At 53.0% G+C, this 6,045-nt stretch carries 7 protein-coding genes; all 7 read left to right on the top strand.

What is annotated here, in order from left to right; genetic code table 11:
• Nucleotides 1-200: 200 nt before the first annotated feature.
• The 7 genes from COY37_RS11310 (at nucleotide 201) to COY37_RS11340 (ending at nucleotide 5,874) form a co-directional block, all read left to right on the top strand.
• On the top strand, nucleotides 201-383 hold the full coding sequence (locus COY37_RS11310; protein WP_286678115.1) for a hypothetical protein: 183 nt from the start codon (nucleotides 201-203) through the stop codon (nucleotides 381-383).
• Entirely contained in the window at nucleotides 380-898 is a 519-nt protein-coding gene (gene mobB / locus COY37_RS11315; RefSeq protein ID WP_286678114.1) for a molybdopterin-guanine dinucleotide biosynthesis protein B, read from the top strand. The genes COY37_RS11310 and mobB overlap by 4 nt, the downstream gene beginning before the upstream one ends.
• Entirely contained in the window at nucleotides 879-1,850 is a 972-nt protein-coding gene (moaA, locus tag COY37_RS11320; RefSeq protein WP_286678113.1) for a GTP 3',8-cyclase MoaA, read from the top strand. Before mobB ends, moaA begins: the two co-directional genes overlap by 20 nt.
• 6 nt (nucleotides 1,851-1,856) lie before the next feature.
• Nucleotides 1,857-2,354 carry a cyclic pyranopterin monophosphate synthase MoaC gene (gene moaC, locus COY37_RS11325; RefSeq protein ID WP_286678112.1) on the top strand — a complete coding sequence of 166 codons (498 nt, stop codon included), beginning with the start codon at nucleotides 1,857-1,859 and terminating at the stop codon, nucleotides 2,352-2,354.
• Nucleotides 2,355-2,558: 204 nt separating this feature from the next.
• Nucleotides 2,559-3,005: an MOSC domain-containing protein gene (locus tag COY37_RS11330; RefSeq protein ID WP_286678111.1), complete on the top strand. Its 447-nt coding sequence runs from the start codon at nucleotides 2,559-2,561 to the stop codon at nucleotides 3,003-3,005.
• A 9-nt stretch (nucleotides 3,006-3,014) separates the two neighbouring features.
• On the top strand, nucleotides 3,015-3,551 hold the full coding sequence (locus tag COY37_RS11335; RefSeq protein ID WP_286678110.1) for a MogA/MoaB family molybdenum cofactor biosynthesis protein: 537 nt from the start codon (nucleotides 3,015-3,017) through the stop codon (nucleotides 3,549-3,551).
• 235 nt (nucleotides 3,552-3,786) lie between these two features.
• The gene (locus tag COY37_RS11340; protein ID WP_286678109.1) at nucleotides 3,787-5,874 is read left to right on the top strand and encodes a DNA topoisomerase I; all 2,088 of its coding nucleotides are present in this window, start codon (nucleotides 3,787-3,789) and stop codon (nucleotides 5,872-5,874) included.
• Nucleotides 5,875-6,045: the final 171 nt, after the last annotated feature.

The following is a 6,045-nucleotide window of genomic DNA, read 5'->3' on the forward strand; positions in this document are numbered from 1 at the left end:
AGGCAACAGCAGTCTGTGAGTGTTCTCTAGATTCGGAGTTTATCCTGAGCGATAGCGAAGGACCTGCTCAGAATGACAATTGTTGGTGCTCAGAATGACAATTGCCGGCGTTAAGAATGACATCGAGCGAGAGGTTGTTTGACAGGTAGGTCGGTAGGGTGCTAAACGGTCTATTAGTTATAGGTAATATGGAGGTTTTGATGGAAATATCGAAAGAAAAGCTGCTTCAGAAGGTACAAGAGGCGGCTATGGATAATAGGATTTCGTGTACGGTGGCTCGCAAGGTGGGTGAGGAGCTTGGGGTGCCGCTTCGCCGGGTTGGGGATGCGTGCGATGAGCTTGGGATTAAGATTTACGCTTGTGAGCTGGGGTGCTTTAAATGATACCGGTTGTATCGGTGGTCGGTAAATCCAATGTAGGAAAGACGACTTTTTTGGTCAAGCTCATTGCGGAATTAAAGAAGCGCGGGCGGCGCGTAGCTGTTATCAAACACAACGTCCACGATTTTGAGATCGATCATCCCGGCAAGGATACCTACCGTCACGCCGACGCGGGCGCCGATGCTGTCGCCATTGCGTCGCCGCATAAGATGGCGGTCATTAAAAAACTCGAAGCGGAGATGTCGGTGCGGGATGTCATCGCCGCAATCGGGCCGGGCTACGACATTGTCCTCACGGAGGGGTATAAACGAGGGCCGTATCCTAAGGTTGAAGTTTCGCGCAAAGCGGTCTCAGAAGAGCTTCTAAGTAGCGCGATGGAGCTGGTCGCAGTGGTTACGGATAACGTTTTTCCGGTTGAGCGACCGCATTTTGCCCTGGACGATGCATCCGGGGTGGCGGATTTGCTCGAAGAGAAATTTATAAAAACAAAGGGCAAACATGGAAGCGCTTTACGATAACTACGATCGCAAGATCGACTATTTGAGAATATCGGTAACGGACAGGTGTAACCTGCGCTGCTTCTACTGCATGCCCGAAGAAGGGATTACCCCAAAACCGCACGAAGAGATACTTTCCTACGAGGAGATCAAGCGGTTTGCAGAAGCCGCCGTCGCTACAGGCATCACAAAAATCCGCCTTACTGGTGGAGAGCCCCTGGTGAGAAGGGATATCGTCAAGCTGGTTGAGATGCTTGCCAATATCCCGGGGTTGAACGACCTCTCGCTCACCACAAACGGAATCCTCCTGCCGCACCACGCAGAGGATTTAAAGAAGGCGGGGTTACAGCGCGTAAACGTGAGCATCGACAGCCTCGACCCCGAGACCTATCAAAAACTTACCCGCCTCGGCGGTGTCGAGAAGGCGCTTGCGGGGGTTAGAGTGGCGCTTGAGCTGGGATTTGATCCGGTGAAGATAAATACCGTTTTGATAAAAGGGGTCAACGACGACCCCAAAGATTTCATTAGATTGATTCACGATTATCCGGTGCATGTACGCTTCATCGAGTTCATGCCTGTCGGCGATTGGAATCCCGAACTCTATCTTTCAATTGATGAGTTAAAGCAGAAGCTGGGTCGTTATGGCGGGTTCGAGCCGGTCGAAGGCCCGAAAGGGGCTGGTCCGGCCCAGTATGCGACCTGTAAAGGTGCGCTCGGCACATTGGGGTTTATCAGCCCTATCAGCAACCATTTCTGCCCGAGCTGCAACCGCCTGAGGCTTACGCCGGACGGCAAACTCAGGGTTTGTTTGTTCTCGGATGCCGAGTTCGACGTGCGGCCGATTTTGCGGGGTAACACAAGCGAGCAGGAAATCGCGGCTTTTATCCGAACTGTTACTGAAAGCAAACCGGAGCGGCACAGCGCCGGCGCACAGGAAAAACCGGCGCGCCTGATGTGCCAGATAGGGGGCTAAATTAGGATGGCGGATCGCTGGAGAATCGTAGAAGAAGAGCTTAAAGCCTTGACGCATTTTAATAAAGAGGGCCGCGCGAAGATGGTCGATGTCAGCAACAAAGATATCACGGCACGGTCGGCTATCGCCCGCGGTATCGTTAAAATGAAAGCCGAAACCCTGGAACTGATCCAGGAGGGCGGCATCAAGAAAGGCGATGTGTTGGCGGTTGCGCAAGTCGCGGGGATCATGGGGGCCAAGAAGACGCCCGGCCTCATCCCGATGTGCCATCCCATCCAGGTGACCGGCGTTGATATAGGGTTTTCAGTGTTAAGCGACACGGAGCTTGGTGTCATCGCCACAGTTCGCACCCTTGACAGGACCGGTGTAGAAATGGAGGCGCTCACCGCCGTTACCATCGCCGCGCTCACCGTCTATGATATGTGCAAGGCCGTCGACAAAACGATGATGATAGGCGATATCGAACTGGTTGAAAAAACCGGCGGGAAAAGCGATCACCGGTGAATAGGTGAATAGGTGAATAGGTGAACGGGTGAATAGGTGAACGGGGTGTTGGTCTAGAGCGTGGGTTCTAGAAGTCATTCTGAACGATAGTGAAGAATCTCGAGTGTACTTCCACGATTGTCACCTACCAGCGTCTAGGCGTAGTTAAGCTATTGTAAGAAGAAGGTTTTTAGGAAGTATCTTTTAAATGGGGTTTGATGAAGAATGCAGAACGGAAAAGGGAAGATTGTCTCCGTTAATATAAGTCCTAAGAAGGGCATGAGGAAAAAGCCGGTGGAGGGTGCGGATGTGCTGGTGGACCACGGGTTGAAGGATGATGCGCACGCTGCGGATTGGCACCGGCAGGTAAGCCTTCTCGCGCGGGAGAGCGTCGACAAGATGGTCGCGATGGGGCTTAAGGTCGGCCCCGGTGATTTCGCCGAGAACCTGACGACCTCGGGCGTCGATCTTTTGGCGCTGCCAATAGGCTCCAGGCTTAAAGTGGGAGCGTATATAGTTTTAGAGGTCACACAAATCGGGAAAGAATGCCATACGCACTGTGCGATTTACCGCCAGGCCGGAGACTGCGTTATGCCGAAGGAAGGCATCTTCGCCAAGGTCATCCACGGCGGCACTGTACATGCGGGCGATGCAATCGTAGCTGAGGGATAAAGATAGAGTATGAGTATGAAGCTTAAAGGCGTAAAGGTAGCGATACTTACCATGAGCGATAAAGGCGCACGGGGAGAGCGTGTGGATACGAGCGGCCCCGAGATACGCTCGATCGTCGAGGCGGAGGGCGCGATCGTGTTCTACTACGAGGTCATCCCCGACGAGCAATACGAGATCGAGGAACGTCTGGTACGTCTTGCCGACCTTGAGGATGCCGACCTCATCCTCACCACGGGCGGCACCGGATTTTCTCCACGTGATGTGACGCCTGAGGCGACGCTTGCGGTAATAGAGAGGAATGCCCCCGGTTTTGTCGAGGCGATCCGGCACGCAAGCCTTAAAATCACACCGCACGCAATGCTTTCACGCGCTGTCAGCGGAATGCGCGGGCAGACGCTTATCATCAACCTGCCCGGCAGCCCCAAGGCCGTACGCGAATCGCTGCAGGTAGTCATGCCTGCGCTTCCACATGGGCTTGAGATCCTCAAGTGCCAGACCGGGGAATGCGCCGTTACCACGCAGACCGGGAACGATATCGATACCTGATGCGTATCGAGTGCCTGTCACAACTTCTGGCTAAACTTCAGTTGGAACCACCCGATAGAAACATAACGAATATGGTAGAATCTTATGAACGTGTTTACGAACATCTTTGTACACGGCTACAGAAGAACTTAAAAGAACTTAAAAAAACTATATGATGTTGCTTAAAAACCAAGGTCGCACTATAATGTTCAGGCGAGTCAACGCGAAAAAAGTCAAAACCAGAAGAGTGGTGTAAATGAAACTAATCGTAACTGAGAAGAATATAGCAGCAGAGCGAATCGCCAAGATTTTAGCGGGCGGAAAAGTTAAGACAGAGAAGAGCTTCACGATCCCGGTCTATAAGTTTGCCGCAAAAGGCGGCGAGACCGCGGTCATCGGGCTTAAGGGGCACATCCTCAAAGTCGATTTTCCTGCGGAATACAGTAACTGGCAGAGTGTTACTCCCGAATCGTTGATCGATGCCAAGATCATCAAGGTCCCCATGCAAAAGCAGATTATCAAGGCCTTGCAGAAATTGGCCAAGGAAGCAAACGAGGTCGTTATCGCGACCGACTTTGACCGCGAAGGCGAGTTAATCGGTGCCGACGCGGTTCATTTAATTGAGGAAGTAAATCTTAAAGTCGACGTAAAACGGGCCAGGTTCTCAGCCATTACCAAGCAGGAGATAGACAGGGCGTTTGGAAATCCCGAAGACCTCTACACCAACCTGGCACAGGCCGGAGAAGCCCGTCAGGATATCGATTTGATCTGGGGGGCTACGCTTACCAGATTTCTTTCGCTCGCCTCAAAAAGGCTTGGGCACCAGTTCCTTTCAGTCGGCCGCGTCCAGAGCCCGACGCTTGCCCTCGTCGTTCAAAGAGAAAAAGAGCGTGAGGCGTTTGTTGTTGAGCCGTACTGGCAGATAAAGGCGACATACGATCACGAAGGCTCAAGATTTATAGCCAGCCATAAGACAGAGAAGTTCTGGGACAAGGCTGAGGCTGAAAAAGTAATTGAGAATGTTAACGGAGTTAGGACCGGTACGGTTACCTCGGTAACCAAGTCGCAGCGCGAGAGCGCGCCGCCGTCGCCGTTTAATACAACCGCGTTTCTAAGCGCGGCGACCAACGTCGGGATATCGACTTCAAACGCCATGAGGATTGCCGAAACCCTGTATATGCGGGGTCTCATCAGCTATCCGAGGGTGGATAACACGGTTTATCCCGATTCGCTCGATCTGCGCGAGCTGTTAGAGATGCTCATGGCCAGCCCCCAGCTCGGGGCGCTTGCTACAGAGCTTCTGAAGCAAAAAGAGCTCAAACCGACGCGCGGTAAAAAGTTTGCAACCGACCACCCGCCGATCCATCCGACCGGTGTGGCCAAGAAAGACGAACTCGACGCCCAGGAGTGGAAGATTTACGAGCTGGTTGTCCGCAGGTTCTATGCGACACTCGCGCCGATCGCTACATCAGAGAGCATGCGAATCGATATCGATACGAACGGGGAGCCGTTCTTCGCACGCGGCAGCAGGGTTGTCAATGAGGGTTGGTTGAAATATTACCCGTACAGCCGTAAAAAGGACGAGGAGCTGCCGGCCGCGCAACAAGGCGATAGCGTCACGTTGATCAATATCGATAGGGAGGATAAAGAGACCCAGCCACCCGCGCGCTACAGCCAGGGCAAGCTCATCCAGAAGATGGAGGAGTTGGGCCTGGGCACGAAAGCCACGCGGCATGAGATCATTAAGAACCTCTACGACCGCGGCTACGTCCATAGCGACCCGATCCAGCCGACCGAGACCGGAATGGCTGTTGCGGAGTCTCTTCTAAAATACGCCGAGCGTATCGCAACGCCTGCGATGACCGCAGAACTTGAACAGGACATGGACGCAATCGCCGAAGGCGCGACAAGCCAGAGCGCGGTTGTTGAGAGATCACGGCAGATGCTTGCCGATATCATGCTTGCGCTGAACAATAAGAAGAGCGAGCTTGGCGAGGAGATCCGCGCCGGCATCCGCGAGGATAAAATCGTCGGCGAATGCCCGAAGTGCGGCTCGCCGTTAAAGATCATCAGGGCCAAGAAGAGCCGCAAGCGGTTCGTGGGATGCACGAATTATCCGGAATGCAGCAATTCTTACCCGCTTCCGCAATACGGCGAGATTATCGCCCTCGGCGAGAAATGTCCCGATTGCGGCAGCCCGAAGATAAAGGTCATGTCGGGCAAGGGCAGGCCGTGGATACTCTGTATCAACCCGAAATGCCCGAGCAAAGAAAAGAAAGGCGAAGCCCCGAAGGTCATTGAGGCGGCAGAAGAAGTCGAAGAGCGAAAAGCCGTAGCGGAATAATTACGCACGCGTTTCGCTAGCTGTCATTCTGAAGGAGCAAATAGCGATTAATTGTCATTCTGAAGAAGCAAATAGCGATTAGCAAACAGCGATTAGATGTCATTCTGAAGAAGCAAACAGCGAATAGTGAACGGCGACTAGCTGTCATTCTGAAGGAGCGATTAGCAATTG

The sequence above is a fragment of the Candidatus Aquicultor secundus genome (assembly GCF_002791875.1).
Classification (GTDB): Bacteria; Actinomycetota; Aquicultoria; order Aquicultorales; family Aquicultoraceae; genus Aquicultor_A; species Aquicultor_A secundus.

Coding starts and splice junctions, on each gene's coding strand:
- moaA (WP_286678113.1), top strand. CDS start 879: ATGGAAGCGCTTTACGATAACTACGATCGCAAGATCGACTATTTGAGA.
- COY37_RS11330 (WP_286678111.1), top strand. CDS start 2,559: ATGCAGAACGGAAAAGGGAAGATTGTCTCCGTTAATATAAGTCCTAAG.
- COY37_RS11335 (WP_286678110.1), top strand. CDS start 3,015: ATGAGTATGAAGCTTAAAGGCGTAAAGGTAGCGATACTTACCATGAGC.
- mobB (WP_286678114.1), top strand. CDS start 380: ATGATACCGGTTGTATCGGTGGTCGGTAAATCCAATGTAGGAAAGACG.
- moaC (WP_286678112.1), top strand. CDS start 1,857: ATGGCGGATCGCTGGAGAATCGTAGAAGAAGAGCTTAAAGCCTTGACG.
- COY37_RS11340 (WP_286678109.1), top strand. CDS start 3,787: ATGAAACTAATCGTAACTGAGAAGAATATAGCAGCAGAGCGAATCGCC.
- COY37_RS11310 (WP_286678115.1), top strand. CDS start 201: ATGGAAATATCGAAAGAAAAGCTGCTTCAGAAGGTACAAGAGGCGGCT.